This window comes from Pseudomonas sp. D47 (assembly GCF_045447305.1).
Classification (GTDB): domain Bacteria; phylum Pseudomonadota; class Gammaproteobacteria; order Pseudomonadales; family Pseudomonadaceae; genus Aquipseudomonas.
Genome location: NZ_JBJGXU010000076.1, coordinates 1 through 25,539, shown reverse-complemented (window position 1 = coordinate 25,539; position 25,539 = coordinate 1). Strand labels below are relative to the sequence as shown.

Here is a 25,539-nt window from a genome sequence, read left to right as displayed (position 1 = left end):
CGACATAATCTCAGTGGGATGAGTATTTATTGACATGTCGATGCACTGATGAGAGTGGACCTCGGCTCTCCGTGTGGCGCTGCCCCTGACCCGGTGACTGACGGAGTTCCGCCGCTTACTCCACGGAGGGCAAGCCTGATACTCCCGAGTCCCGGCTACACAGACTGAATGAGCCAGCCCCACCAGTTGATCCGCCACCATCGCTTGAGCCGCACCACAGGCTATGGACAGCGACGCGATGGGTGAGTATCAGCACCAAGGCTTTATTCTTCGTAGCTGGCTCCCTAGGTGCCCTGCATGCGGCCCCAGGGTGATGCATCGACTATCAGGAGGGAGTACTGACGAGCAATACCGGCGAAGTGATCCCGCAAAGGGACTGCACCAGCACCAGCGCGCATAACAAGCTGACCGCGCAACGATGATCCAATCTCGGCGTGATCATCACGCAGCGAGCCCTGCAGCACGCAATGCTCGATCTATCCCCCATCACAGGGACAAGCCCTGCCCCGCGCCCCTCTCTTAGGGCATCAGGCAGCAGGCACCCAGCACCTCGTTCATCGACCAAACGCACCCATCCAAAGTAGAGCACCGTAATTCATCTTGCTATCCGCCCAACAGTAGCGCCCTCAGAGAGCCTGGAGGGCGGCATATACCTGATCAGCAGCACTTGTATAGACATGCTAAGCGAGACACCCTCTGCTGGACCACAGAGCCCTACACCAACCCCATTAACCCTTGCTACAACCAAACGACATCGATTACCCCAAATAGATCCGAGTAAGGCAAATGCGAAGCTACCGCACAGGCATCAGAGTGGCGAACCTGAATGAACTACAGCGTGATGGACTGCTTAGCCACGATCCTTCCTCAGCCATACCGTGATATTGCCATGAGAGGATCAAATGCCAGTGACGGTGGACCTCGGCTCAGCGTGTGCCGCTGATCCTGTGACTGACTGGGCTACAGCACCGCGACTGACCTGGTGCTTGCCCCATTGAGAGGGGAAGCCTGATTGGCCTCTGAATAAGACTGGATGGATCGAGGCCCATGACTAGAGGTGTATCGACCCCATTGCTAGAGGTATATTGATCTTATAACTAAAGGGCATATTGACCTCATGAATGGAAGGCATATCAGACTTATAACTAAAAGATATATTTATGAGTGTATTAATAATACTAATACAGAGATCTACCACTCCGGCCCTGCCAGGGAGCGGAACAGCAAATCATCGGCGAGAGCGGGGGAAACGCAGCCCTTTCAGTGACTCAGACACTCTGGAACTAAACTACCGACTTCAGCGATAAGCGCCAGAAATACCGACCGGATGACTAGGCGCAAGCTCACCCCATCGACTACTCACGCCGACCTTCAGCATCGCAGCGCCAAGAGCGACCTTATCACGTCCCGCACCGAGCCTCGATCCCAACTTCGACCTGACTACCCAGCGCACTCCCAGCGACACGGACCTGGGAAGATCCCATGTTCGATGATTGCGGAACGACTTAGGCCACCACGATGCAGGCCTGAATTACCAAACGCACCAAATCGCGGACGGGCTCCAGACGCAGTGGGAAATGAACGTGCTGTCGTTAGGCCTCTTTAAGTAATTACACAAAGAAGGCATGCGTCTAGCCTGCTATTTCGCTATAAATAGCAAGAATAGCCGCAATAATGAAAATCCTCCCCCGCAATTGTCGGCATAAACGCCATGACCGGCGGCGAACCGATCATGGCGCATCATGGGTAATCTTTACTCAGACCAGTCAGCGTCGTCGCCGGCTTACATCCCCTCATCCAAGTCACGCGCACTGATCCGCGCGTCGATCCATGCCTCGACCTCACTCTCCACCCAAGCGACCGCACGCTCTCCCAATGAGACCGGCTTCGGGAACCTGCCCTCAGCGATGTATTTGTACAACGTCGAGTTCTTAAAGCCGGTAGCTGCCAGTACGTCTTTCTTACGGATCAATGTCTTCATGGCCGCAGCCCTCTGATTGGTTCAGAGGATGGGTGCGGTCGATAAAAAATGACCCGTCCCTTGACGCCCTGCCCGTGGCGGCGCGAGCAGGTCCAACGCATAGAGCTGCTCCAGAGGGAGGTCCGCTTCATGAGTGAACGACGCCACCCCACCCACAGACTCATACCCGAGGACGAGACCGCCTTGCTCGACAGACTCCAGGACTAACAGCGTAATGACGTCATAGCCCCTCTCAGCAGGCACAGGAATGACGCACAGATCTAACCAGTCAAAGAAAACCTGCGAGACCTGCTCGAATCGTGACATGTATTCTTCTGCCAGCTCCAACGCCAGCTCACAGAAGTGCTCAATAATCGCTTGCCAGTCACGTACTCCACACTCAGCGTCGGCGGGCGATGTCGGCGCAGGCTTACGCAGATCACCACAGATCATCAGTCGCAGCTCGTCGATGACATGACCTGCGGGAGCGCCAAAGCGGGACCAGTGGCGCGACAGTAAATGCGAGGCGTACCGGGACAAGAGCAACTGCAACATCACAAACACCTCTGGCCGCTGCCCCCAGAGAAATCGCAGCACCGGCCTTGACGTCACGCTGGCGCTGTTCAATGATTTCGTGGCCGCCATGACGCCATTGCGAAGCCGATCAGCATGATACTGAAACCACCGCGAACTACATTCGTCGGTCCAGTGACTGAACACCTGAAAACCTGGAGCCTGGGTCAACTGGCGGTGACCCAAGTTGAAAAAATAGGTGCTGATGACTTTTCTGGAAACAATCGAACAGGACACTCCAGGCACATAGCGACAGAGAAATCCCAGCTCCATCAGCCTGCGTACTCTCGACCTCAAGCTGACGGGTGCCAGTCCTGCTGCGCCACCTAATGCTTCGACTGAGTTTAAATCCGCTCTGGCAAAACCTAAGCACAGCCGTGGCCGTAAGCGGACTTCGATTGGCGCCAGGATTTCAATGGCTACCCATCTATTCAGGTGTATGTGTCGATCCGCAAATGCCTTAGCCGCTCAAACGCCACCACGACGAATGAGCCGCAGCCCACAGCCCGCGCTCGACCCTGTCCATTGCCTGGGCAAGCCGTCACAGGCTACGGATACAAACCCTGACCTATCCCCCGCGACCGCACGTAGTGCAATCGGCATCCCTGCACCTCACACGGTGCAAGCACCGCCATCAACGCCTGCGTAGCGTCCAGCCGACTCGATACACCCTTTCCTCACTCCAGCCTGACAAGCATCCCCAAGAGCCCTCGTGGCAGCCCCCAAAAAACATATTAAAAAACAGAATCAATTCATACGTTGATAGCGCTATCAGATTACTGCTAAATCAGTGAAAATAGTGGCTAAATAGCAATAAACGCTAAGGCGATATAATATAAATAAAAACATAGAATCAACCTAGAATAGGTATAGATCTTTACTTGAATAAGCATAGAGCTCTAGTAGAGCATAACTAGAATTGCGCTAGAATCACCAATGCAATCATAGTCAAACGCTTGAACTCATTGCTTCTAAATAGGATTTAACTATGAATTTAAGAGATGGCGTTGTCGTAAAAGATGACGGGCGAGATGAGCTGGCTCAGCTACTCAACGAGTCGCGACAGAGCACCCGTCGCGACATCTGGTTGTGGCTGTACCTTTACCATTATGAAAAGGCCGACCTAGACCCCGCCACGTGCAACGGACTGACCATGAGGAGTACGATCGCTCAATGCCTGAAGCGAAAAAACGATGTGCGCAGGAGATTGAGCCAGGAGAAAGACCGGTTTATGGTCCTGGATGAACACCTCAAATGGATTGACGGCGACGAAAGGCAATATCAGTGGCTGCTAGGCCGGATTGAACGCATCACGGATTTAGGGCCCCTTCGAGGGCTACCCCGAGGAGCAGTACACCTCGCCGGCAGAAACCGTCTGATAGCCATGCTCGACCTCTGGAATGCCGATATTGCAGATAAGGCAGACGAAATTGAACGCCTCCGTCGAGAGTGGCTTAGACACAAAGCAGGGGACGGCGCGTTCGCTTGGTTTGAAGATAAGAAGACAGGCGCAAAGCGCTGCGAATGCGCATGGGAGTGGCTGGAGAGAAATCATCAGCCCATATCGAGAAGACAGCTGCCTATCAGCAACCATCAAGACCTGCTCATCTTCTTCGACAGAGCGAAGCTTGAAAGAAACGAGCAGAAGGCCATCATCCAGCGTATCAAGCAGCGTTGGAGCCGCCAGCAGTTCAGCGAACGCACGGCCGACAAGAAGCAAGTCAACGTTATGTTGTCGACAACCGTGACCACACTCCTCGATGAGCTGGCAAAAAAGCACAACCTGAAGCGTGGCTCGTTTTTGGAGCAGCTGATTACAGTTGAGTCTGAGCAAGGCAAGATAGAAAGCACTTCACCAGACTCACCCAGAAAGAGATAGCGACAGAGACCAGCAGCAGTACTCCGACGCAATAGCAGACGCGTATGGCAAACCCCAAAGGGCGGCAAAGTCATCAAAAACCAAGCGGGGGAACAAATGGGGGAACAAATATAGCGCCCACAAAAAAGCCCCGTAAAAACGGGGCTTTCGTTTCAATATTGGCGGGAAACCAGGGATTCGAACCCTGGGAACGCTATTAACGTTCGCCGGTTTTCAAGACCGGTGCATTCAACCACTCTGCCAATTTCCCTTTTGCATCACAGGATTATAGTAGCCCATCCCGTGTCAGCGGGCGCCATAATACCCGAATGAAACACACTGTCAAACTCTTGCCATCGCTTGTTACAGAGCGTCTGTTATGATCCTTGCGACTGAATGTTTCAAAACTGAAGGAGTGTCGCCATGCGCGAACAGAATTACGCAGTGAATGGTAACGCGCAGGCTGAGCAGCTTGAAGTCAGCCGCGTGTTGCGCAACACCTACGGCTTGCTCGCCCTTACCCTCGCGTTCAGCGGCGTAATGGCGTATGTAGCGCAGCAAATGCGCGTGGGCTACCCGAATATTTTTGTCGTGCTGATCGGCTTCTACGGTCTGTTTTTCCTGACCAACAAGCTGCGTGACTCGGCCTGGGGCTTGGTGTCGGCGTTTGCCTTGACCGGTTTCATGGGCTTTATCCTCGGCCCGATCCTTAACCGTTACCTCGGCATGGCCGGCGGCGCGGAAGTGGTCAGCTCGGCGTTTGCCATGACTGCCCTGGTGTTTGGTGGTCTGTCGGCCTACGTGCTGATCAGCCGCAAGGACATGAGCTTCCTGGGTGGTTTCATCACCGCAGGCTTCTTCGTGCTGCTGGCAGCCGTTGTAGCGGGCATGTTCTTCCAGATCAGCGGCCTGCAGTTGGCGATCAGCGCCGGTTTCGTGCTGTTCTCCTCCGCGTGCATCTTGTTCCAGACCAGCGCCATCATCCACGGCGGTGAGCGTAACTACATCATGGCGACCATCAGCCTGTATGTGTCGATCTACAACCTGTTCATCAGCCTGTTGCAGATCTTCGGCATCATGAGCCGTGATGACTGATTGCTAGCGGCCTAAAAAAGGCCCCGCATCGAAAGATGCGGGGCCTTTTTGTTTCCAGCGCTTCAGTACTGGTTAGGTTCCATTTCCAGATCGACCTTGAAGCGTTCGGCAATATCCTGCTGGATACGCAGCGCCAGGTTGGCAATGTCGTGCCCCGTGGCGGCGCCGTAGTTAACCAGCACCAACGCCTGCAGCTTATGCACGCCTGCGTCGCCGTCACGAAAGCCTTTCCAACCGGCCTTGTCGATCAGCCAGCCGGCGGCGAGCTTCATCTGCCCATCGGGCTGCGGGTAAGCCACCAGGTCTGGATACAGCGCCTGTAGCTCTGCGGCCAGCGCCTGGGACACCAGTGGGTTCTTGAAAAAACTCCCGGCATTACCCAGTTGGGCCGGGTCCGGCAGTTTTTCGCGGCGGATGCTGCAGATGGCGCGGCTGACGTCGCTGGGCGTCGCCTCGGTGATGCCCTGCCCGGCCAGGCGTTGCTGCACCGGGCCGTAATCGAGTTTCAGATGGCTGACGCGGCTCAAGGCAAAGCGCACGCGCAGAATCAACCAACGCCCTGCATCGTGCTTAAACAGGCTGTCACGGTAGGCAAAGTCGCACTCTTGCAGGCTGAAGTCGCGCAGCTCGCCGGTGTGGCGATCCAAGGCGGTCAGGCCGGCAAACACATCCTTGACCTCCACACCGTAGGCACCGATGTTTTGCATCGGTGCAGCGCCGACGGTGCCGGGGATCAGGCTGAGGTTTTCCAGGCCACACAAACCATGTTCCAGGGTCCACAGTACAAACGGATGCCAGGCTTCGCCCGCTTCGGCCTCGACCACCACGTGCAGGCCATCATCGTGCAGCACCCGAATACCCTCGGTCGCCATGCGTAACACCAACGCCTGGATATCCTGGGTCAGCAGCAAGTTGCTGCCACCGCCGATCACCAGCAGCGGCAGCCGTTGCGCTGCCGCATAGGCCAGTGCTTCGCGCACATCGGCGTCGCTGCGGGCCTCGGCGAACAACTGGGCGCGCACATCGATGCCAAAGCTGTTGAATGGCTTGAGCGATACCTGCGCAAGCACTTGCAAGGTCATAACCGCCCCTTCAATTCGATCACCAATAAATCACAGGCGCGCTCGATCAGGTCGAGGACGCGCTCAAAGCCTTGTTCGCCTTCGTAGTAAGGGTCCGGCACCTCGTCCACTTCGGCCTCAAACCGGCGCAGGAACAAGTCCAGCTGCGCCTTGCCTTGCCCAGGGTGCAGTGCCTTGAGGTTGCGCAGGTTACTGTGGTCCATGGCGAGGATCAGGTCATAGCGCGCAAAGTCAGCGCGCGAGACCTGCTGGGCACGCTGTGCCGACAGGTCATAACCGCGCACCAACGCTGCACGCTGGCTGCGCTGGTCTGGCGGGTTGCCGACATGCCATTCACCGGTGCCGGCCGACGCTACTTCGACCTGGCCTGCCAAGCCCGCCTCGCGCAACTTATGGCGCAATACGCCCTCGGCGGTTGGCGAGCGGCAGATATTGCCCAGGCAGACAAACAGAACCTCCATCAGGCCCCCAGCAGGCGACGGACGCGCTCAAGGTCTTCCTGGGTGTCGACACCGGCAGGCGGCGCTTCCAGGGCATCGCCCACATGGATACGCACGCCGTGCCACAGGGCACGCAGTTGTTCCAGGGCTTCGGTGTTTTCCAACCAGCACGGGCCCCAGCTGACGAAGTCCTGCAGGAAGCCGGCGCGGTAGGCGTAGATGCCGATATGGCGGCGGTACGGCACGCCCTGCGGCAATACGTCAGGGCTCTTGGCGAAGGCGTCGCGCGCCCACGGCAGGATCGAGCGGCTGAACGTCAGCGCCAGGCCATTAATATCGCTGACCACTTTCACCACGTTCGGGTTGAACAGTGTTTCGATGTCTTCAATCGGCTCAACCAGGGTCGCCATGCGCGCTTCGCCATGGGCAGCCAGGTTGGCGGCCACCTGATCGATCACGCACGGCGGAATCAGCGGCTCGTCGCCCTGCACATTGACCACGATGGCATCGGGCGCCAGGCCCAGCTGCATGGCGACTTCGGCCAGGCGGTCGGTGCCGGAGTTGTGGTCTTCGCGGGTCAGTACCGCTTCGGCACCAAACCCTTTGCAGGCTTCGACGATGCGCGGGTCGTCGGTCGCGACCACGACCCGTTCAGCGCTGCTCTTGCAGGCTTGCTCCCACACCAGCTGGATCATCGGCTTGTTGCCGATCAATTGCAGCGGCTTGCCCGGCAGGCGTGTCGATGCATAGCGCGAAGGGATGACAACGGTAAAGGCGGTGGTCATTTATCCAGGCGCTCATCAGTGGTCAGGGTACGGGCTTCGCTCTCCAGCATCACGGGGATGCCATCACGGATCGGGTAAGCCAGGCCTGCGCCCTTGCTGATCAGCTCGGTTTTGTCGGTGCTGAGCTTGAGCGGGCCTTTGCAGATCGGGCAAGCGAGAATGTCGAGCAGTTTGGTGTCCATGAGTGTTTCCTGGAAAAAAGCGATTTAAGGCAAGAGTCGGGCAGGCAGCAAGCGCATCAGTTGCGTGTCGAACCAGGCAACAAATGCGGGCGACGGTACCGCATCCACCGCAAGGTACCACCAGTCGGGCTGGGCAAAGGCGCGGCACTTCACCGCGTCCTTTTCGGTCATGACCAGCGGTAACGACGGCGTGAAATTCAAGACCTCGGCGCTGTAGGGCGCGTGGTCGGCAAAAGCATGGGGTATCGGCCGCCAGTGTAGCGTTTCAAGGGTATTGAAGAAACGTTGCGGGTTGCCGATACCTGCAACCGCATGCACCTGTTGGCCCAGCGGAAAATAATCGGTCGGCTGGCGCTCACCGGTGTTCAAGTTGATCAGTGCCGTGGGCACCAGGCGAAAGGCAAACCCGCCCTCGCGATCAGCATCGGCGCCGTTATAGAGCAACGCATCGACACTCTGCAAACGCTCCACTGGCTCGCGCAGCGGCCCGGCTGGCAGGCAGCGGCGGTTGCCCAAGCCGCGGGCGGCGTCGATCAGCACCAGTTCAAGGTCGCGGGCCAGTCGGTAATGCTGCAGGCCGTCATCGGAGAGGATCAGGTCAAGTGGCTCGCTGGCCAGCAGCGCTTTTACCGCGCGGCTACGGTCTGGATCAATCATCAGTGGCACGCCGCTGCGCTGCACGATCAACAAGGGTTCATCGCCAGCCACTTCAGGGCTGTGGCTGGCCTCGACCCGCCATGGCAACTGCGGCGGCTTGGCCCCATAGCCACGACTGACAACCCCGACGCGCAAGCCACTGCGCCGACAGTGATCGATCAGCCACAGGATCAACGGCGTCTTGCCCGTCCCGCCCACCGTAATATTGCCGACCACCACCACCGGCACCGGTGACTGGTAGATCTCGCCCTCGCCCGCCAGGAAGCGCGCGCGCTTGCGTTGCACCACCCGACGATACAACGACTCCAGCGGCCGCAGCAGCGTCAGTGCCGGATGCCCTTCGTACCACGCCTTGAGCAAACGATCAGACAGGGCCATCAGGGTTGCGCCGCCGCCTCAACGGTGGTCATGCGCAGATGGGTGAAGCCGAGCTTGCCGGCGGCATCCATCGCGGTGATCACCGCTTGATGTTGGGTTTTGCCATCAGCACTGATGGAAAGAGGCATTTTGGTATCACCGCCGGATTCTTTCTGCAGGGCGTCCATCAGGCTGGTGAGGTCGTTCTTCTCCAGCAATTGGTTATTCACCGAAAACACCCCGTCGGCGCTGATGGCGATGTCCAGTTGCTTGACTTCCTGGTCCTCGGCCGGCGAGCCGCTCACCGCTTCCGGCAAGTCGACACGCAGCTGGGTTTCCCGGGTAAAGGTGGTGGTGACGACAAAGAACAGCAGCAGGATAAACACCACGTCGATCAGCGACGCGAGGTTGATATCAACATTTTCCCGTTGCTTACGGCGAAATTTCACACTCGGCCCTCGACGAAATCGACATCGCGATCGCCCTGCACCACTTCCACCAGCTTGATGGCTTCCTGCTCCATGCCAACCACCAGCTCATCGATGCGGCGCTGCAGGAACCGGTGGAAAAATACCGAGGGAATGCCGACCATCAAGCCCGCAGCCGTGGTGATCAAGGCCTTGGAGATACCGCCGGCCAACACGGCGGCGTTAGTGGTCATGCCCGAGCCCATGAACGAGCTGAAAATATCGATCATGCCCAGCACCGTACCCAACAGGCCAAGCAACGGCGCCATGGCGGCGATGGTGCCGAGCGCATTGATGTAGCGCTCCATTTCATGGATGACCCGTGCGGCCGCCTCTTCAATGCACTCTTTCATGATCTCGCGACCATGCTTGGAGTTGGCGAGGCCCGCGGCGAGGATTTCACCCAGGGGCGAATTGGCGCGCAGTTCCTTGAGCTTGTCTTTGTCCAGTTGCTTGTTCTTGATCCAGCCCCAGACCTGGCCCAGCAGATGCTCAGGCGTGATGCGACTGGCGCGCAGGGTCCACAGGCGTTCGGCGATGATGCCGAGTGCGGCGATGGAGCTCATGATGATCGGCAACATCATCCAGCCGCCGGATTTGACCAATTCCCACACAGTGAATGTCCCCTCGAAAAAGTGCGCCACTTTACCATATAGGTTCGCCGGCGGGGCTCGTCAGCCATAGACCCGCCCGGCGCGGGCCTCGGCCACTGGTAACGCCGAGTCACGGTAACGCTTCACGCCAGAAACGGCGTTGACCGCGCGCAACAACAGGTGATTGAAATGCGCCCAGTTGCAGACGTACGGCACCTTGCTCGGCGCTGTCGTACACCCGGCTGCTGAGTGCCTGATAACGCTGCATCACCTGCGGATGGGGATGACCGAATGCGTTGCCACGGCCACGGGAAATCAGCACCGACTTAGGCGCAAGCCGCGCCAGGAAGGGCTCGGACGAAGAGCTGCGACTGCCATGGTGCGGCGCTTGCAGCCAATCGGTCGGTACGGCCAAGGGAGATGCAAGAAAAGCCTGTTCGGCGGCGCGGTCAATATCGCCGGTCAGCAGCAGTCGTTCACCGTTAGCCTGTACCCGCAACACACAGGATTTCGGGTTGCTACTAGTGGCGCCAGGCCACTGCCACAGCTCAAATGACACGCCATCCCACTCCCACTGCTCACCGCTGATACAGCGCTGTGTGGCAAGTAATGCCGGCAACCCTTCGGTTTCGCCACCGACGACGCGCTTTACCGAAAGCGCAAGGGCAACCGCGGCCGCGCCTCCGGCATGATCAGCGTGAGCATGGCTGATCACCATCATGTCCAATGCCCCCACTCCGAGCGTTCTGAGCGCAGGCAGTACCACGCGCTCACCAAGGTCAAATGCCCCCGAGCGCGGTCCTACGTCGTAAAGCAGCGTGTGGTGGCGTGTGCGCAGGATCAGCGCTTGCCCCTGGCCAACATCCAACTGCGTTACTTCTACTTGCCCATGAGGCACCAGTTGCCTGGGCGGGAAGACCGCCAGCAATAGCATCGGCCAGCCCAGCAGCCGAAACGGCACGCCTTTGGGCAACAGCAGCAGTACCGCGCCCGCCAGGCTCACTAACCAATAACCCAAAGGCACCTCGGCCGGTATCCAGGCCGGGCGCTGCCCTGCCAGCAGTGCCAAGCCCCTGAACAGCCCATCCAACGCCCCGCCGGCCAGCCACAACAAGCCCTCGCCCACAAACGGTACCGCCAGCAGCACAGCCCCGACCAGCGCCAAGGGCAACACCACGAGGCTGATCCACGGCACGGCAAACACGTTAGCCACGGGCGCACTGAGGCTGATGGGCAAGCCGAGCACCAGCAACACTGGAAACAAGCCGATGGCGATCATCCACTGCGCACGCGTCCATGCTTGCCACCAGTTCCATGGCCCCAGGCGCCCGCTGAAGGCCAGCACCAGCACCCCAACGGCGGCAAACGACAGCCAGAATCCTGGCTGCAAACTGGCCAATGGTTCCAATATCAGTACGCCATTGAGCGCCAGCAACAACGACCACCAGACGCCCAAATGCCGAAAGCGCAAACGCCAGAGCAGGACCAACCCGACCATCACACATGCCCGCTGCACCGGCACGCCAAACCCCGCCAGCAAGCCGTACCCCAGCGCGGCGGCAAACGCTAGGCCGCACGCCCACGGCAGCCACGGCATTGCTCGAGGCCAGCAACCGTAGCGCGCCAGCCCGGCCACCAAGCCGTAGATCAGCCCCGCCAACAAACCGATGTGTTGGCCGGAAATCACCAGCAGGTGTACGGTTCCGGTGTCCTGCAGCACCCGCCAATCTTCAGCGGCCAGCCCTGAGCCGTCGCCCAGCACCAGTGCCGCCAGGCCAGCCTCGCGGCCCTGGGCATCCACGGCTTTCAGGCGCTGGCGGAGGCTGTCGCGCCAGGCGTTGCGAGCCGGCGCCAAGCGCTGGCCGTCTTTTACCGAGGCGGTTGCGCCGATGCGCTGGGCCAGCAGCCAGGCCTCGTAGTCAAAGCCATGAAAATTGAGCAACCCCGATGGCCGCTTCAACGTCACCGCCAAGCGCCAATACTCGCCGCTGTTGACCCGCGGGCCACCGTGCCAGGACACCCGGATGCGCTTGGGCACTCGCGCAGTGCGCGACCGGCTGTCGGCCAGTTCGAAGCGCACGCCGGTGCTGGTCTGCTGCGGCAACCCGATCACACGCCCCTGCACCCAGCGCGTTTGCCCATCCAGCGCTGGCTTGAGGCGATCATCCAGCGCCCACTGCGCGCTGATACAGGCCCAGCACAAGCCCACGAGGAAGAACGCCAGCGGGTGGGTGCGAAAAGGCAACAGCATCAAGGCCACCGCCAACATCGCCAGTAGCCATCCGGCCGGCGGTAGAGACGGGAAAAATCGCAGTGAAAGCAGTCCAAGTCCGAGCGCAAACATCCCTGTTCTCATGAATCATCCTTTTCCTGTGGTCCACTCAGTCTTAGTCGGGTACCCAGCACCGACTATGATGTTTTGTCACAAAGTCTGAATTTTCTGTTTATAGAATGCGGGCATACTTGCCCCTCGAACTGACCTGGACCCCTTATGCCCCGGCGCTTATTCAAACGGTACATGCCCGATCCCACGAGTATCAGGGAACACAAGTCCTTACGATTTCTCGGCACGCTGCTGCATGACCCCAACCTCTGGCACCTGAACCGGCACTCGGTGGCGCGCGCCATGGCGGTGGGTTTGTTCGCGGCATTTATCCCGATTCCCTTGCAGATGTTGTTGGCGGCGTTCCTGGCGATTGCGGTGCGCGGCAATATGCCCATCGCCGTCAGCCTGGTATGGCTGACCAACCCGATCACCATGCCGGTAGTGTTTATTTGCACCTACATGACCGGCGCCTGGCTGATGAATGTGCCGCCGCGCAGCCTGCCCGACCACCTGACCTGGGAATGGATCAGCAGCCAGTTGAGCACGCTGTGGCAGCCGTTTCTGCTGGGCTCGGTGGTGCTGGGGGTGGTGCTGGGCGCACTGGCTTATTGCCTGACCATGGGCTATTGGCGTTGGTGGGTTGCGCACCAGTGGAAGAAACGCAAACAGCGCCGTGCTTGAAGATTATCGGGCCAGCAGGCGCAGGTGCACCCGCAAACCTTGCCCGGCATTTTCCGCCCACAAGCGGCCACCCTGGCGCTGCACGGCGTTGCGCGCGATGCTCAGGCCCAGCCCAAAACCGCCATCACCGGGCCGTGAGCCGTCCAAACGGGTAAAGGGCGCGAAGATACGTTCCAGGTCTTGCTCATCAATGCCGCCGCCCTGATCCTCCAGCCAGATGTGCCAATAATCACCTTCTCGGCACCCGTCCAGCGTGACCAGCCCGTGCGCGGGAGAATGCCGAATGGCGTTGCGCAGGATATTTTCCACGGCCTGGGCCAGTGCATTCAGGTTGCCGCGCACCCAGCAGTCGCCCGCCAACAGGCAAGGCAAGCGCGAGGCTGGCCAGCCACTTTCAAAACAGGCGTTTTCCCGGAGCATGTCCCACAACGCCTGGAGCTGAATCTCTTCATTGGGCAGCGGGGTTCTTTCGCTGTCCAGCCAGGCCAGTTGCAGGCTGTCTTCCACCAGCCGTTGCATGGCGTCGACTTCGCGCCCCAGCCGCTCGCGCAACTGCGCCAGATCCTGCTCGCTGTCACAGGCCACGCGCAAACGGCTCAGCGGCGTACGCAGTTCATGGGACATGTCCCGCAACAGCTGTTGTTGCAACACCACCGTGCCCTGCAACCGCTCGGACATGTGATCAAAGGCGCGGCCCAGCTCGCCCAACTCATCCTGGCGACTGGTGGCCTCGCGAGACATGCGCGTGTGCAATTGATCAGCGCGCCAGGCATGGGCCTGCTCGCGCAGTTGGTTAAGGGGCATGATCAGCAGGCGATAGAGGCCCACGCACAGCAACAAGGTAAACAGGCCGGGGATCACGCCATTGGTTACCACCCGCCAGAACAGTTGATAGCGCCCAGGCTTGAAGCGTTGCGGCAATTCAATCACCAGCGAGCCGACGCCCGGGTCCACTGGAAACGGGATTTTCAACCACGGCAGGCCTTTGACATGCCGGCTGACCGGCCACTCCAGCCCGCGCAAGAAGGTCAAACGCTGGCTTTCCTTGTTACTCAACGGTGTGCTGCTTAACGATTGCAAGTCATTGCCGATCACACCGATCCACGTGGTTTCGCGCGTGGCCATCAGTTGCAGCCAGGCATCGACGCCCGCACTGCCCTGGGTGCTCCACGCCAGCTCGGCACCGGCCGCATAGCTGCGCAGAATCTCGCGCGACTCGTCGGCCAGGTAGGCATTTTGCTGTTCCATGTACCGGCCCCAGGACCAACTGAGCCAGATCATCAGCAAACAGAAGGCAATCAACAGGCAGGCGAGCTTCCAGAATAACGAATGCTTACCGGGCAACTGTTTGAGCAGCCGCTCAAAGCGCTTCATCATGACCGCTCAGCACATAGCCCTTGCCCCACACCGTGCGCACTTCTTGCTCGACGTAGCCGATGGCCTTGAGCTTGCGACGAATCTGGCTGATATGCATGTCGAGGCTACGGTCATGGGCTGCATAACCACGCTGCAATACGTGCTGATAGAGGAAGGCTTTGCTGAGGACTTCGTCGGCATTACGGTGCAGGGTTTCCAGCAGGCGATATTCGCTGCGAGTCAGCCCGGCAAAGTGGCCCTGATAGAAGACGTCGCACAATTGATCGTCAAAGCGCAGCGTGCGGGTGTCGTCGCGTGGCGGCGAGAGGCTCGGCAACGAACGGCGGTCGAGGGCCACGCGGCGCAGGATGGCTTCGATGCGCACCCGCAGTTCGATCATGCTGAACGGCTTGGGCAGGTAGTCGTCGGCGCCGAGGCGAAAACCGCTGACGCGATCGGCTTCCGCGCCCAGGGCCGACATCAGGATCACCGGGGTCGCATGGCTCTGGCGCAGGCGCGTGAGGATCGACAACCCGTCCAACCCCGGCAGCAGGATATCCATCAACACTACGTCAAACGCCTGATCGCGGGCCATTTGCAGGCCCTGCTGGCCGTCCTGGCACCAAGTAACCTGGAAGCCACAGCGACCCAGGTGCTCATGGACGTAGGCGCCTAGCACAGGGTCATCTTCGATTGTCAGGATACTGGGTAAGCCAACTGCGGGATTCATTAGCGTCTGCAAGTCATTCTCAATGGCCGATTATTTAAGATTAAACGGCCACAGGCAATCGCCACCCGGCCCCCAATGGCCCGAAGATTGCGCTCTGTGATTAATTTGCGAGATTCCAGACTGCGCAAATGGCTACACTGCGCAGGTGGCGTGGGCCGGATGCCCGCGTGGATAATTGAAAACCATGTGGTAGCAGGAGAGTGGCGTGCTTAGAAGAATGGGGATAAAAGGCCGCGTACTGTTGCTGACCTTGTTACCGACCAGCCTGATGGCCCTGTTGTTGGGGGGCTATTTCACCTGGATGCAGCTCTCGGAGTTGCAAACCCAGTTGCTGCAACGCGGCGAAATGATCGCCGAACAACTGGCGCCGTTGGTGGCCCCGGCCCTGAGCAGTAAAAACACGGACTTGCTGGAACGCATCGCCACCCAATCCCTGGAACAACCGGACGTGCGCGCCGTGTCGTTCCTGGCGCCGGACCGCTCGCCCCTGGCCCACGCCGGCCCGACCATGCTCAACCAGCCGCCCATCGGCAACAGTTCCCACCTGCTGCAGCGCACCGGCAATGACGCTACGCGCTACCTGCTACCGGTGTTTGGCCGCCATCGCAACCTCGCGGGCGAGTTGATTCCCGATGAAGCCGACCGCCTGCTGGGTTGGGTCGAGGTGGAACTGTCGCACAATGGCATGCTGCTGCGTGGCTATCGCAGCCTGTTCGCCAGCCTGCTATTGATCGCCATCGGCCTGATCTGCACCGCAGCGCTGGCAATGCGCATCAGCCGCACGATCAACTCACCGATCGGCCAGATCAAACAGGCCGTGGCTCAACTCAAGGACGGCAACCTGGAAACCCGCTTGCCGCCGTTGGGCAGCCAGGAATTGGACCAGCTCGCTTCGGGCATCAACCGCATGGCCGAGACCCTGCAAAATGCCCAGGAAGAACTGCAACACAGCATCGACCAGGCCACTGAAGACGTGCGCCAGAACCTGGAAACCATCGAAATCCAGAACATCGAACTGGACCTGGCACGCAAGGAAGCCCTGGAAGCCAGCCGTATCAAGTCGGAGTTCCTGGCCAACATGAGCCATGAAATCCGCACGCCGCTCAACGGCATCCTCGGCTTCACTCACTTGTTGCAAAAAAGCGAACTGTCGCCGCGCCAATTGGATTACCTGGGCACCATCGAAAAGTCCGCCGACAACCTGCTGGGCATCATCAACGAAATCCTTGATTTCTCAAAAATCGAAGCCGGCAAGCTGGTCCTCGACAGCGTGCCGTTCAACCTGCGCGACTTGCTGCAAGACACCCTGACCATCCTCGCACCCGCGGCACATGCCAAGCAGCTCGAACTGGTCAGCCTGGTGTACCGCGACACTCCGCTGGCGCTGGTCGGCGACCCGTTGCGCCTCAAGCAGATCCTCACCAACCTGATCAGCAATGCGATCAAGTTCACCCGCGAAGGCACCATCGTGGCCCGGGCGATGATCGAGGACGAACAGGAAGACAGCGTGCAACTGCGCATCAGCGTGCAGGACACCGGCATTGGCCTGTCGAACCAAGATGTACGCGCGTTGTTCCAAGCCTTCAGCCAGGCCGACAACTCGCTGTCGCGCCAACCGGGCGGCACCGGCCTGGGCCTGGTGATTTCCAAGCGCTTGATTGAGCAGATGGGCGGCGAAATCGGCGTCGACAGCACACCGGGCGAAGGCTCGGAATTCTGGATCAGCCTTAACCTGCCCAAGACCCGCGACGACGTCGACGATCTGCCCTCCCCGCCGCTGCTCGGCCGCCGCGTGGCCGTGCTGGAAAACCACGAACTGGCACGCCAGGCGCTGCAACATCAGCTGGAAGACTGCGGCCTGGAAGTCACGCCGTTCAACACCCTGGAAAGCCTGACCAACGGCATCACCAGCGCGCATCAAACTGAACAGGCGATTGACCTGGCGGTACTCGGCGTGACCGCCAATGACATTCCGCCCGAGCGCCTCAACCAGCACCTGTGGGACCTTGAGCACCTGGGCTGCAAAGTGCTGGTGCTGTGCCCGACCACCGAACAGATGTTGTTCAACGAATCGGTGCCCAACCCCAACAGCCAATTGCAGGCCAAGCCTGCGTGCACACGCAAGCTGCGTCGTGCCCTCGCCGACCTGATCAGCCCACGCCCTACGCGCAACGAACCCGGCGAGCCACTGTCCAGCCGTGCGCCACGCGTGCTTTGCGTGGACGACAACCCTGCCAACCTGCTGCTGGTGCAAACCCTGCTCGAAGATATGGGCGCCAAGGTCCAGGCGGTGGAAAGCGGTTATGCCGCTGTCGACGCCGTGAAGCAGGAAACGTTCGACTTGGTATTGATGGACGTACAAATGCCCGGCATGGACGGCCGCCAAAGCACCGAGGCAATCCGCCAGTGGGAAAGCGAGCGCCACGGCACGCCGTTGCCGGTAGTCGCCCTCACCGCCCACGCCATGGCCAACGAAAAACGCGCCCTGTTGCAAAGCGGCATGGACGATTACCTGACCAAACCCATCAGCGAACGCCAACTGGCCCAAGTGGTGTTGAAATGGACCGGCCTGGCCCTACGCAACCAAGGCCCGGACCGCGCGGCCGACGGCCTGGGCGCCAGCACAAAACTGCTGGTGCTGGACCATGAGGAAGGCCTGCGCCTGGCTGCCAACAAGGCCGACCTGGCCGCCGATATGCTCGCCATGTTGCTGGCGTCTCTGGAAGCCGACCGCCTGGCGATTACCGTTGCGCGCGAAGCCAATGACAACAACGCTCTGATTGAACGTGTCCACCGCCTGCACGGCGCCACGCGCTACTGCGGCGTGCCGCAATTGCGCGCCGCCTGCCAACGCGCAGAAACCTTGCTCAAGCAAGACGATGCCAAGGCCATGGCCGCCTTGGATGAGCTGGACATGGCGATTGCCCGGTTGGCCAGTGAGGCGCGCGTCAGCGTCTAAAGCTTCTCTGTGGGAGCGGGCTTGCCCGTGATAGCGGTGCGTCAGTCAACTCCCCATGCGACTGAGGCGCCGCCATCGCGGGCAAGCCCGCTCCCATAGGGGTTATGTATTTATTCAGTGAGAGCAGGAAGCTTTTTTCATGCGCGTCATTCTTTTCAGCAGCCAGACCTACGACCGCGACAGTTTTCTCGGCGAGCCGCTGCCGGCAGGCATTGAGCTGCAATTTCAGCCCGCCCGGCTCAACCTCGACACCGTGGCCCTGGCCGAACACCACGAAGTGGTCTGCGCCTTTATCAACGATGACCTCAGCGCCCCGGTGCTGGAGCAGTTGGCCAAAGGCGGTACCCGCCTGATTGCCCTGCGCTCGGCCGGTTACAACCATGTCGACCTGCCCGCCGCCCAGCGCCTAGGCCTGACCATCGTGCGCGTGCCGGCCTACTCGCCCCACGCGGTGGCCGAACATGCCGTGGCCCTGATCCTCGCTCTCAACCGCCGCCTGCACCGCGCCTACAACCGCACCCGCGATGGCGATTTCAGCCTGCACGGGCTGACCGGTTTCGACTTGGTGGGTAAAACGGTCGGCGTGGTCGGCACCGGGCAGATCGGCGCCACCTTCGCCAAGATCATGGCCGGGTTCGGCTGCCAATTGCTGGCCTACGACCCCTTCCCCAACCCGCAGGTCCAGGCCCTCGGCGCCCACTACGTAAGCCTGCCCGAGCTGCTGGCGCAAGCACAGATCATCAGCCTGCACTGCCCGCTGACCGCCGACAGCAAACACCTGATCAACGCCGGTTCCCTGGCACAGATGCAACGTGGTGCGATGCTGATCAACACCGGTCGCGGCTGCCTGGTGGACACCCCGGCCTTGATCGAAGCGCTCAAGGACGGCCAGCTCGGCTACCTGGGGTTAGATGTATACGAGGAGGAAGCCCAGCTGTTTTTCGAGGACCGTTCCGACCTGCCGCTGCAGGACGACGTACTCGCGCGCCTGCTGACCTTCCCCAACGTAATCATCACCGCGCACCAGGCGTTCCTTACCCGCGAGGCCCTGGCGGCGATTGCCGGCACCACGTTGAGCAACATTGCCGCATGGGCCTTGGGCCAGCCGCAAAATCGAGTCGAAGGTTGATCAGCGGTCACATACCAGGCTCATGATGGGCCGGCACCCGTGATAGGATGCCGCGCCTATTTGGAGGATCCATGGCCGAACACGATTTCCGCTTCAGCTTGCTGAGCCCGCAACACACCCTGATCGAATGCCGCGCCCTGGTGCCGGGCCGTTATCAAGTCACTGGCAACGGTGGCTCGATCAAGCACGGCGACGTGCTGATCGTCACCCTGCGCGGCAGTAAAACCCTGTCGATGCGCCTGACCGTCGAAGGTGACGCGCGCTACTCCATCCGCCCGGCCGGCCAATGGGTCGCCATGGCCCACGGGCCGAAGTTCGGCGAGCTGGAGATTCACACCTGGAAGGTCAATTGCGACAGCTGCGAGAGCGTGCTGGAGTTTGAATTCGCGGTGGAAACCAAGCTGACCAAAGAGCCGCTGCAGCCGGCTGCCAACGCGCGCATCAAGGAACTGGGCTGGGCCAGCGAAGGCGACAAGCACCGCTGCCCGAAATGCCAGCAGGCCGCGCAATGAAAGGCCTGCTTCTACTCGCGGCCGTCGGGGTTGGCCTAACCGGCTGCGCCGGCGATGCGGTGAAGCTCAAGCAGGACCACAGCTACGTGGTGGAATGGATTGGCGAACGGCCGCTGATGGATTACGCGCACCTGACCGTCACCCTCGGCGCCGATGGTCGCGCCTACGGCAATGGCGGCTGCAACCACTGGTTTGCACCGTACACCGTCGAGGGTGAAAAGCTGAACTTCGGCAAGATCGGCAGCACCCGCAAACTCTGCGCCGAGGCCTTGATGGAGCAGGAGCACCGCTTCTTCCAGGCCCTGCAAGGCGTGCAGCGTTGGGATATCTCGCCGATTGAACAGACGCGCTTCTGGCCGGCTGAAGGCAAGCCTATTCGGTTGTGGCTTGAAGAAGGCTGATCGCCTTAATTGCAAACTGGCTTTCTGTGGGAGCTGGCTTGCCTGCGATAGCATCGACTCGGTATCACAGACGTACCGGGTCGCCCGCATCGCAGGCAAGCCCACTCCAACACTTTTAACCGCGTAAGGCTTTAAGTTTGGCGAGCACCCCTTCCGCCGTCTGCTCACCCATCAACTGTTCCCGCACCTTGCCCTTGTCATCAATGATGTAGGTCACCGGCAATGCCTCGCTGCGCGGAATATCAAAAATCGCTTCTGGGTTCTGGGCCAGCACGGTGAACTTGATTCCCAGCTTCTCGCTGGCGACCTTGAGCTCTTCACCCTGCACATTGTCGAAGTTAACCCCGAACACGCCGACGTTTTGCCCTTTCAACTGCTCGGCCAGGGCATTGAGTTCCGGAATTTCCGTGCGGCACGGGCCACACCATTCGGCCCAGTAGTTGACCACCGCCCATTGCTTGTCCAAGCGTTCGGACGCGACTTTCTTGCCGTACTGGTCAACGCCGTAGTCGTTACCGCAGCCGCTTAGCAGCAGGGTTGTGATGATCGCCAATGCACCGATCAGTCGCCTTGTCATGGGGTAATCCTTCGCAAAAAATGAACGTTGGCTGCGACCTATCGCCTCTTACGGTTTAAGGACGGGACGCTGCGCAGGTAGAATACCCGCCACCTTACGCAAGATGCGACCCGCACATGACCGATCTGACGCTTTATCACAACCCGCGCTGTTCGAAATCCCGCGGTGCGCTCGAACTGCTGGAAGCCCGCGGCCTGAATCCCACCGTCGTGCGCTACCTGGAAACGCCGCTGAATGCCGCGCAAATAAAGGCCCTGCTGACCAAACTGGGCATCAGCGCGCGCCAACTGCTGCGCACCGGCGAAGACGAATACAAAACCCTCAACCTGGCCGACGCCAGCCTCAGTGAAACGCAACTGATTGTTGCCATCGCCGAACATCCCAAGCTGATGGAACGCCCGATCCTGGAAACCGCCGATAAAGCCGTCATTGGCCGCCCGCCGGAAAACGTGCTGGAGCTGCTGCCGTGACCGCGCCGTATGTGCTGGTGTTGTATTACAGCCGCAATGGCTCGGTGAGCGAAATGGCCCGGCAGATTGCCCGGGGCATCGAGCAGGGCGGGATGGAAGCGCGACTGCGTACCGTGCCGGCGATTTCTACCGAGTGCGAAGCCGTGGCGCCAAGCATTCCGGACGAAGGCGCGCTGTATGCAAGCCTCGATGACCTGAAAAACTGCTCGGCCCTGGCCCTTGGCAGCCCGACGCGTTTTGGCAACATGGCCGCGCCGCTCAAGTATTTCCTCGACGGCACCAGCAACCTGTGGCTGACCGGCGCCCTCGTCGGCAAGCCGGCCGGCGTGTTCACCTCCACCGCCAGCTTGCACGGCGGCCAGGAAACCACGCTGATGTCGATGCTGTTGCCGTTGCTGCACCACGGCATGCTGATCACTGGCCTGCCTTACAGCGAACAAGCGCTGCTCGACACCCAAGGAGGCGGCACGCCGTATGGCGCCAGCCACCACGCCGGGCCCGACGGCAAGCGCCTGCTCGACCCGCACGAAATCACCCTGTGCCGCGCCCTCGGCCTGCGCCTGGCCAACACCGCCACACTGCTGGAGAACGGCCGTGGCCAGAAAGCCTAAGGTCCTACCGCCCCAGGCGTGGCTGGAACCCCGGGTCAAGGTCGCACGCGCGCTGAGCCTGCTGGCGTTTCTTGGGTTGGTGGGGTTGCTGTGCGGGTATTACCTGTTCATCGCCGACCTGCACGGCGCGCGCCCATGGGTGATCCTGCTGATCGAACTGGTGCCGCTGCTGGTGCTGGCGCCGGGGATGCTGCTGGGCAGCGCACGCGGGCATTCGTGGATGTGCTTTGCGGTGAATTTGTATTTCATCAAGGGCGCGCTGGCCGCGTATGACCCGAACCGACAGTGGTTCGGGGTGCTGGAAATGCTCGCGAGCCTGGCGGTGTTTTGCACCGCGTTGTTGTATGTGCGGTGGCGGCATCAGTTGAATCGGCGGTTGGCTGAGGCCTGATAGAGATTCGGCGCCTGATAGTCAGTCTTCGCGAGCAAGCCCGCTCCCACATTTGTCCGCGTACATCCTTTGGAATGCGGTCGAATGTGGGAGCGGGCTTGCTCGCGAAGGCATCACCTCGGTCTCAATGGTTGACGGTGTAAGCCAACATCATCGACAACTGGCACATCGGCCGCCCACTCTCGGCATGCCACTGGTTAAACGCGCCCTGCACCGTCGCCAAGTCCCGCAGGCTGGTCGGCACTTTGTCGACAATCTTCTGCGCATTCAACGCCGCCACCACGTCATAGCTCGGCACAAACGTGTCTTTGCCCACCATGCGCAAGAAACGCGGCGCCGACAGCCCGCCCAACTGGTGGCCGTGCTTGCTCAGGTATTTCCATAACCCGACGATATCGGTCACCGGCCACTCGGCGATAAACGCGCCGAAGCTGCCCTTTTCCTGCTCGATGTCGAGGATCATCTGCGCATTGCGCGGTACGCTCTTGAGCTTGCCCAGGTGACGGATGATGCGCGTGTCCTGCATCAGCCGCTCCAGGTGCTCGGCGCCCATCAGCACGACCTTTTCCGGGTCGAAGCCGAAGAAAACCTGCTCGAACGCCGGCCACTTGCCGTCCACCACGCTGTGCTTCAAGCCTGCACGGAATACGCGCAGCGCCAGGGTCGAGAGGTAGCGATCATCACTGATCTTGCGCAATTGCGCCGGGGTCTTGGGTACAGGCAGGTGGGCTTCCAGCTCGGCCGCTGAACCGAAGCGGTTCAGACAATATTCGTGCAGCCACTTGTAATCGCGCATGCCCTCTCCTGGCAATTGAATTGAAAACGGCGCCCGTGAGCGCCGTCTTTCAGAGCGTTGAAACGTCTTAGAGGTTCACAACATTGACGAAACGCGAGGCGGCAGTCTCGTCGATTTTAAGGCGGGTGAAGTCGAACAGGTTGCGGTCAGCCAACTGCGACGGCTGCACATTCTGTAGGCTGCGGAAGATGCTTTCGGTACGGCCCGGGGTCTTGCGCTCCCAGTCCACCAGCATGTCCTTGACCACCTGGCGCTGCAGGTTCTCCTGGGAGCCGCACAGGTTGCACGGGATGATCGGGAATTGCTTGAGGTCGGAGTAGGCCTGGATGTCCTTCTCGTTGCAATACGCCAGCGGGCGGATCACCACGTTGCGCCCGTCATCGGCGCGCAGCTTGGGCGGCATAGCCTTGAGCGAGCCGTTGAAGAACATATTGAGAAAGAAGGTTTCGACGATGTCATCGCGGTGGTGACCGAGCGCCATCTTGGTCGCGCCGATCTCATCGGCAAAGGTGTACAGGGTGCCACGGCGCAGGCGCGAGCACAGCGAGCAGGTGGTCTTGCCTTCCGGGATCAGCTCCTTGACCACCGAGTAGGTGTCTTTTTCGACGATGTGGTACTCGATGCCCAATGCTTTCAGATAGGCCGGTAGCACGTGCTCGGGAAAGCCTGGTTGTTTCTGGTCCATGTTGACGGCGACGATCTCGAACTTGATCGGTGCGACCTTTTGCAGGTGCAGCAGTACGTCAAGCAGGGTGTAGCTGTCTTTGCCGCCGGAGAGGCAGACCATGATCTTGTCGCCCTCCTCGATCATGTTGAAATCGGCGACCGCTTCACCGGCCAGGCGACGCAGGCGTTTTTGCAGTTTGTTCTGGTTGACCGTAAGAGTGCCCATGGCGCTTGGATCCGCTAAAGGTGTGTGACGAAAAGCCGGTTATTTTACCTTCATGACTGACCGAGTTCCAATGTGGGGGCAGGCAAGCCAGCGCCCACAGTCGACCGAGTCATTACTGACAGACCTCAGCGCGATTAGCGCCACTGTTTACAGCGCAATTTGCTCTAAAGCCCTACAGTTTTTCCGGTCATCACTTCCTATACTGCGACTTAAGGTCGCATATAACTATCCAGGACCTTTGAGGCCATTTGGCCCGTGGGCGCTCCGATGGGGGGCGATGGTAATAACGACAGGAGTGACTGGCATGATCCATCACGTCGTGGGGCTGTTTACCCATCCCGACCAGGAATGGCGGGAAATTCGTGGCGATAAAGAAGAAAGTATCGGCCACATGTACCTCACTCACACCCTGATTCTGGCGGCGATCCCCGCCGTTTCCGCGTTTATCGGCACCACACAGGTCGGCTGGGTCATCGGCAACCGTGCCCCGGTCATGTTGACCCAGGAAAGTGCGTTGTGGATGACGATCATGTCGTACGCAGCCATGCTCGGCGGCGTGGCGGTGATGGGCGCGTTCATTCACTGGATGGCCCGTACCTACGACGCCAGCCCCAGCATGGCGCGCTGTGTGGCGTTTGCCACCTACACCGCGACACCGCTGTTTATCGGCGGGCTGTCAGCGCTCTATCCGCATATGTGGCTGGGGATGGTCGTGGGCACGGCGGCCATCTGTTACACGGTGTACCTGCTCTATGTGGGGTTGCCGACATTCATGAGCATCGACCCGGACGAGGGCTTCCTGTTTTCCAGTTCAGTGCTCGCTGTAGGCTTGGTGGTGCTGGTGGCAATCATGGCGTTTACCGTGATCGTCTGGGGCTTGGGCGTTGGTCCGATTTACACCAACTAGGCGGATAAAACCGTAGGCAAAGCCACCGCAAGGTGGCTTTGTGCGTTATGCATGACCATTCGGCGCCTGACAGATTCGGAAACACCGGCTTTTGCGGCATACTGGACGCCTCTGGAGAGATGGTCAGCATGCCCGAGCAACTCAATACCCGCGTCGAAGATTGTTTCCTGCAAGCCGAATCCTTTTTTAAACGAAGCTTCAAACGCCCCCAGGTCAGCCTCAAGCTGCGGGGCCAGAAGGCCGGTGTCGCGCATTTGCACGAGAACCTGCTGCGCTTCAACCCACAGTTGTACCGCGAAAACAGCCAACATTTCCTTAAACAGACCGTGGCCCACGAAGTGGCGCACCTGATCGCCCACCAATTGTTTGGCGAGCGCATTCAGCCCCATGGTGAGGAATGGCAATTGATCATGCGTGGGGTTTACGAACTGCCGCCGGATCGCTGCCACACCTATGAAATCAAACGTCGGCAAGTGACCCGGTATATCTACCGCTGCCCGTGTGCCGACAGTGATTTCCCGTTTTCGGCCCAGCGCCATGGGTTGGTAAACCAGGGGCGACGGTATTTGTGTCGGCGCTGCCGGCATACCTTGGTGTACACCGGGGAAACTCGGGTGGAGTGATTGCTGGTGTCTGTGATGGCCCCATCGCAGCATCGGTATCTACACAACTTTTTGTGTCGTGCTAGGCCGATGACGAGTTTTTTAGGTATATATGAGTACATATCCGTTGCTGCGGTAACGGCTTCGTAG

General features: G+C 59.9%; 27 protein-coding genes and 1 tRNA gene. 12 read left to right on the top strand and 16 right to left on the bottom strand.

Annotated features, from left to right (window positions below; genetic code table 11):
* Positions 1 to 1,783: 1,783 nt before the first annotated feature.
* Complete coding sequence (locus tag ACI77I_RS28615; RefSeq protein ID WP_406999520.1) at positions 1,784 to 1,981, bottom strand: helix-turn-helix transcriptional regulator; 198 nt, start codon at positions 1,979 to 1,981, stop codon at positions 1,784 to 1,786.
* Between the two features lie 21 nt (positions 1,982 to 2,002).
* Positions 2,003 to 2,806 carry a hypothetical protein gene (locus ACI77I_RS28610; RefSeq protein WP_406999518.1) on the bottom strand — a complete coding sequence of 268 codons (804 nt, stop codon included), beginning with the start codon at positions 2,804 to 2,806 and terminating at the stop codon, positions 2,003 to 2,005.
* Between the two features lie 715 nt (positions 2,807 to 3,521).
* Between ACI77I_RS28610 and ACI77I_RS28605 the strand changes: the two genes are divergently transcribed.
* Complete coding sequence (locus ACI77I_RS28605) at positions 3,522 to 4,412, top strand: hypothetical protein (protein ID WP_406999516.1); 891 nt, start codon at positions 3,522 to 3,524, stop codon at positions 4,410 to 4,412.
* A gap of 159 nt (positions 4,413 to 4,571) precedes the next feature.
* Here ACI77I_RS28605 and ACI77I_RS28600 read toward each other — a convergent pair.
* A tRNA-Ser gene (locus ACI77I_RS28600) sits at positions 4,572 to 4,662 on the bottom strand.
* Between the two features lie 152 nt (positions 4,663 to 4,814).
* Here ACI77I_RS28600 and ACI77I_RS28595 point away from each other — a divergent pair.
* A complete protein-coding gene (locus ACI77I_RS28595; protein ID WP_094952285.1) occupies positions 4,815 to 5,486 on the top strand; it encodes a Bax inhibitor-1/YccA family protein in 672 nt (223 codons plus the stop codon).
* Between the two features lie 62 nt (positions 5,487 to 5,548).
* On the opposite strand, the gene murB is transcribed toward ACI77I_RS28595, so the two are convergent.
* From murB to ACI77I_RS28555, 8 genes are all read right to left on the bottom strand, one after another.
* The gene (gene murB / locus ACI77I_RS28590) at positions 5,549 to 6,568 is read right to left on the bottom strand and encodes a UDP-N-acetylmuramate dehydrogenase (protein WP_406999514.1); all 1,020 of its coding nucleotides are present in this window, start codon (positions 6,566 to 6,568) and stop codon (positions 5,549 to 5,551) included.
* Positions 6,565 to 7,029: a low molecular weight protein-tyrosine-phosphatase gene (locus ACI77I_RS28585; RefSeq protein ID WP_094952287.1), complete on the bottom strand. Its 465-nt coding sequence runs from the start codon at positions 7,027 to 7,029 to the stop codon at positions 6,565 to 6,567. Before ACI77I_RS28585 ends, murB begins: the two co-directional genes overlap by 4 nt.
* Positions 7,029 to 7,793 carry a 3-deoxy-manno-octulosonate cytidylyltransferase gene (gene kdsB / locus ACI77I_RS28580; protein WP_406999512.1) on the bottom strand — a complete coding sequence of 255 codons (765 nt, stop codon included), beginning with the start codon at positions 7,791 to 7,793 and terminating at the stop codon, positions 7,029 to 7,031. Before kdsB ends, ACI77I_RS28585 begins: the two co-directional genes overlap by 1 nt.
* On the bottom strand, positions 7,790 to 7,975 hold the full coding sequence (locus ACI77I_RS28575) for a Trm112 family protein (RefSeq protein ID WP_094952289.1): 186 nt from the start codon (positions 7,973 to 7,975) through the stop codon (positions 7,790 to 7,792). Before ACI77I_RS28575 ends, kdsB begins: the two co-directional genes overlap by 4 nt.
* Positions 7,976 to 7,999: 24 nt before the next feature.
* Positions 8,000 to 9,010: a tetraacyldisaccharide 4'-kinase gene (gene lpxK / locus ACI77I_RS28570; protein WP_094952290.1), complete on the bottom strand. Its 1,011-nt coding sequence runs from the start codon at positions 9,008 to 9,010 to the stop codon at positions 8,000 to 8,002.
* Positions 9,010 to 9,438, bottom strand: a complete 429-nt coding sequence (locus ACI77I_RS28565; RefSeq protein WP_094952291.1) for a biopolymer transporter ExbD — start codon at positions 9,436 to 9,438, stop codon at positions 9,010 to 9,012. Before ACI77I_RS28565 ends, lpxK begins: the two co-directional genes overlap by 1 nt.
* Entirely contained in the window at positions 9,435 to 10,070 is a 636-nt protein-coding gene (locus ACI77I_RS28560) for a MotA/TolQ/ExbB proton channel family protein (protein WP_094952292.1), read from the bottom strand. Before ACI77I_RS28560 ends, ACI77I_RS28565 begins: the two co-directional genes overlap by 4 nt.
* Positions 10,071 to 10,179: 109 nt before the next feature.
* On the bottom strand, positions 10,180 to 12,405 hold the full coding sequence (locus tag ACI77I_RS28555; protein ID WP_406999509.1) for a DNA internalization-related competence protein ComEC/Rec2: 2,226 nt from the start codon (positions 12,403 to 12,405) through the stop codon (positions 10,180 to 10,182).
* A 135-nt stretch (positions 12,406 to 12,540) separates the two neighbouring features.
* Between ACI77I_RS28555 and ACI77I_RS28550 the strand changes: the two genes are divergently transcribed.
* Entirely contained in the window at positions 12,541 to 13,056 is a 516-nt protein-coding gene (locus ACI77I_RS28550) for a DUF2062 domain-containing protein (protein ID WP_094952294.1), read from the top strand.
* A 3-nt stretch (positions 13,057 to 13,059) separates the two neighbouring features.
* Here the strand turns inward: ACI77I_RS28550 and ACI77I_RS28545 are convergent, their stop codons facing one another.
* Together ACI77I_RS28545 and ACI77I_RS28540 are read right to left on the bottom strand one after the other, a co-directional pair.
* The gene (locus ACI77I_RS28545; protein WP_406999522.1) at positions 13,060 to 14,430 is read right to left on the bottom strand and encodes a histidine kinase sensor domain-containing protein; all 1,371 of its coding nucleotides are present in this window, start codon (positions 14,428 to 14,430) and stop codon (positions 13,060 to 13,062) included.
* Entirely contained in the window at positions 14,417 to 15,142 is a 726-nt protein-coding gene (locus ACI77I_RS28540; RefSeq protein WP_406999507.1) for a response regulator transcription factor, read from the bottom strand. The genes ACI77I_RS28545 and ACI77I_RS28540 overlap by 14 nt, the downstream gene beginning before the upstream one ends.
* Positions 15,143 to 15,347: 205 nt before the next feature.
* Here ACI77I_RS28540 and ACI77I_RS28535 point away from each other — a divergent pair, with 205 nt between their 5' ends.
* The 4 genes from ACI77I_RS28535 to ACI77I_RS28520 all read left to right on the top strand — a co-directional run bounded on the left by ACI77I_RS28535 (position 15,348) and on the right by ACI77I_RS28520 (position 20,143).
* A complete protein-coding gene (locus tag ACI77I_RS28535) occupies positions 15,348 to 18,101 on the top strand; it encodes a response regulator (protein WP_242150557.1) in 2,754 nt (917 codons plus the stop codon).
* Between the two features lie 139 nt (positions 18,102 to 18,240).
* Positions 18,241 to 19,230 (top strand): 2-hydroxyacid dehydrogenase, encoded by a 990-nt coding sequence (locus ACI77I_RS28530; RefSeq protein ID WP_406999505.1) that lies wholly within the window; start codon positions 18,241 to 18,243, stop codon positions 19,228 to 19,230.
* A gap of 71 nt (positions 19,231 to 19,301) precedes the next feature.
* The gene (locus tag ACI77I_RS28525) at positions 19,302 to 19,742 is read left to right on the top strand and encodes a hypothetical protein (protein WP_094953768.1); all 441 of its coding nucleotides are present in this window, start codon (positions 19,302 to 19,304) and stop codon (positions 19,740 to 19,742) included.
* Complete coding sequence (locus ACI77I_RS28520) at positions 19,739 to 20,143, top strand: META domain-containing protein (protein ID WP_242150567.1); 405 nt, start codon at positions 19,739 to 19,741, stop codon at positions 20,141 to 20,143. The genes ACI77I_RS28525 and ACI77I_RS28520 overlap by 4 nt, the downstream gene beginning before the upstream one ends.
* Positions 20,144 to 20,258: 115 nt before the next feature.
* Here ACI77I_RS28520 and ACI77I_RS28515 read toward each other — a convergent pair whose 3' ends face one another.
* Positions 20,259 to 20,720, bottom strand: a complete 462-nt coding sequence (locus tag ACI77I_RS28515; RefSeq protein WP_406999502.1) for a redoxin domain-containing protein — start codon at positions 20,718 to 20,720, stop codon at positions 20,259 to 20,261.
* Between the two features lie 116 nt (positions 20,721 to 20,836).
* Between ACI77I_RS28515 and arsC the strand changes: the two genes are divergently transcribed.
* From arsC to ACI77I_RS28500, 3 genes are read left to right on the top strand one after another with little or no spacing between them, the layout of a single operon-like run.
* Positions 20,837 to 21,190, top strand: a complete 354-nt coding sequence (gene arsC, locus ACI77I_RS28510; protein ID WP_094953771.1) for an arsenate reductase (glutaredoxin) — start codon at positions 20,837 to 20,839, stop codon at positions 21,188 to 21,190.
* Positions 21,187 to 21,801 (top strand): NAD(P)H:quinone oxidoreductase, encoded by a 615-nt coding sequence (gene wrbA, locus ACI77I_RS28505; protein ID WP_263273432.1) that lies wholly within the window; start codon positions 21,187 to 21,189, stop codon positions 21,799 to 21,801. The genes arsC and wrbA overlap by 4 nt, the downstream gene beginning before the upstream one ends.
* On the top strand, positions 21,785 to 22,192 hold the full coding sequence (locus tag ACI77I_RS28500; protein WP_094953773.1) for a DUF2069 domain-containing protein: 408 nt from the start codon (positions 21,785 to 21,787) through the stop codon (positions 22,190 to 22,192). Before wrbA ends, ACI77I_RS28500 begins: the two co-directional genes overlap by 17 nt.
* Before the next feature lie 124 nt (positions 22,193 to 22,316).
* On the opposite strand, the gene ACI77I_RS28495 is transcribed toward ACI77I_RS28500, so the two are convergent.
* Positions 22,317 to 22,988, bottom strand: a complete 672-nt coding sequence (locus tag ACI77I_RS28495) for a DNA-3-methyladenine glycosylase I (RefSeq protein ID WP_406999500.1) — start codon at positions 22,986 to 22,988, stop codon at positions 22,317 to 22,319.
* A 67-nt stretch (positions 22,989 to 23,055) separates the two neighbouring features.
* Positions 23,056 to 23,880: a tRNA 2-thiocytidine(32) synthetase TtcA gene (gene ttcA / locus ACI77I_RS28490; RefSeq protein WP_094953775.1), complete on the bottom strand. Its 825-nt coding sequence runs from the start codon at positions 23,878 to 23,880 to the stop codon at positions 23,056 to 23,058.
* A 304-nt stretch (positions 23,881 to 24,184) separates the two neighbouring features.
* Here ttcA and ACI77I_RS28485 point away from each other — a divergent pair, with 304 nt between their 5' ends.
* Together ACI77I_RS28485 and ACI77I_RS28480 are read left to right on the top strand one after the other, a co-directional pair.
* Positions 24,185 to 24,787 carry a Yip1 family protein gene (locus ACI77I_RS28485; RefSeq protein ID WP_094953776.1) on the top strand — a complete coding sequence of 201 codons (603 nt, stop codon included), beginning with the start codon at positions 24,185 to 24,187 and terminating at the stop codon, positions 24,785 to 24,787.
* A gap of 128 nt (positions 24,788 to 24,915) precedes the next feature.
* Complete coding sequence (locus ACI77I_RS28480) at positions 24,916 to 25,410, top strand: SprT family zinc-dependent metalloprotease (protein WP_056861886.1); 495 nt, start codon at positions 24,916 to 24,918, stop codon at positions 25,408 to 25,410.
* The last annotated feature ends 129 nt before the right edge of the window (positions 25,411 to 25,539 follow it).